Origin of the sequence: uncultured Limnohabitans sp., from assembly GCF_937889215.1 — a bacterium.
GTDB lineage: Bacteria > Pseudomonadota > Gammaproteobacteria > Burkholderiales > Burkholderiaceae_C > Limnohabitans_A.
This window is the reverse complement of sequence record NZ_CALBEX010000280.1, coordinates 1-1,659: the sequence shown is the minus strand read 5'-3', so window position 1 is coordinate 1,659 and position 1,659 is coordinate 1. Positions and strand designations below refer to the sequence as shown.

The 1,659-nt window shown below is 61.3% G+C and carries 2 protein-coding genes; both read left to right on the top strand.

Annotated elements, in window-relative coordinates; translation table 11 throughout:
* Positions 1 to 256: 256 nt before the first annotated feature.
* A complete protein-coding gene (gene scpB, locus Q0341_RS07125) occupies positions 257 to 973 on the top strand; it encodes an SMC-Scp complex subunit ScpB (RefSeq protein ID WP_299511546.1) in 717 nt (238 codons plus the stop codon).
* Positions 970 to 1,659, top strand: a 690-nt coding sequence (locus tag Q0341_RS07120; RefSeq protein WP_299511545.1) for a pseudouridine synthase, incomplete at its 3' end; no start/stop codon positions are given. The genes scpB and Q0341_RS07120, both read left to right, overlap by 4 nt.

Below are 1,659 nucleotides of genomic sequence, written 5' to 3'. Positions count from 1 at the left end.
ATGCCTGGCGGCTGGCCTTCACCCACCCGATCACGGGGGCGGCCATAGATTTAACCGCCCCTCTGCCTGCAGACATGGCCCAAGCCCAGCAACTTTTGGGCCTCAGTTACAATAGTTTTCCTTGAAATAGGCGGTGGGCTGTGCGTTCACCGATCCTTCTGCGGTTCTGGCCAGGCCAACCGCACTTCGAGCGGAGGCATGCACGGCATGTTCTGCATCCACGCCGTGAGGCGTTTTTTTCCGAAAGATCGACACCATGAATACGGCGCAAGCCAAGCGTGTCCTGGAAACGGCACTGCTCACAGCAGGCCAGCCTTTGTCATTGCGCGACCTTCGCGTTTTATTTGACGATGAACTCGGGGCCGACACCCTGCGGCTCATGCTGCAAGACCTGGAACTGGAATGGGCCACCAAAGGCCTGGAGCTGACGCATGTCGCCAGTGGCTGGCGGTTTCAAAGCCGCCCAGAACTGCGCCTTTACCTCGACCGCCTGCACCCTGAAAAACCACCCAAGTACACCCGTGCTGTATTGGAAACGCTGGCCATCATTGCCTACCGCCAGCCCGTCACGCGCGGGGATATGGAAGACATTCGGGGCGTGACGATTGGCTCACAGATCCTCAAACAGCTGGAGGACCGCGGCTGGGTCGAGGTGATTGGTCACCGCGAAACCGTCGGCCGCCCCAGTTTGTTTGCCACCACGCGGCAGTTTTTGGACGACCTGGGCTTGGGCTCGCTCGACCAATTGCCGCTGTTGTCCCAAGTTGACACACAAGTCACTGCTTTGGCGGACCTGCTCGAAGAGCCCCCCGCCCAAGCCAGCCTGTCGCTGGACGAAGCCATGGCCGAATTGCCCCCAACGGGCGTCGCCGAGGCAGGCTCCGCTGCCGACTCTGCTGCCGATATGTCCCCTGCCCACCCGCCAGAAGTGGACCCTGCCAACCCCCTGAACGGTGAAGAACCCCAGACATGAACGATTTCCCCAAAGACGCATCACCAGCCTCGGCCAGTGTGTATGCCGCCCGCAAAGCTGGCGTCAGCGCTGCCCCTGAAGCGCCAACGCCTTACAAGGCGATTGTGTTGGCCGATGTGGTGTCGGGCCAATTTGACGAAGAAGAAGCCAGCGAAGCCGTAGCCTTGGACTTGGGCAAACGCGTGTTGGCCCCCCAAGCCGATTCGCCCAAGTTGCACAAAGTGTTGGCCCAAGCCGGCATGGGCTCGCGCCTGGAGATGGAAAAGCTCATCACCGAAGGCCGCATCGCCGTGAACAACGAGCCTGCTCATGTGGGCCAGCGGGTGCAATACGGCGACCAAATCAAGGTCGACGGCAAGCCGATCCGCATCCGCATCGACCCGCCCCCCGCCCGTGTGATCGCCTACCACAAGCCCGCTGGTGAGATCGTCAGCCACGACGACCCGCAAAACCGCCCGTCGGTGTTTCGCAAGCTGCCGCGCCTGCAAAACGGCAAATGGCAGTCGGTGGGGCGTCTGGACCTGAACACCGAAGGCTTGTTGCTGTTCACCAGCTCGGGCGAGCTGGCCAACCAACTCATGCACCCGCGCTTTGGTCTGGAGCGCGAATATGCCGTGCGTGTGCTCGGCGCACTGAGCAAAGACGAAAAGCAAAAACTGCTGGACGGCGTCATGCTTGACGACGGT

Excerpts from the sequence above, each read along its gene's own strand:
- scpB (WP_299511546.1), top strand. The coding sequence starts at position 257 with ATGAATACGGCGCAAGCCAAGCGTGTCCTGGAAACGGCACTGCTCACA.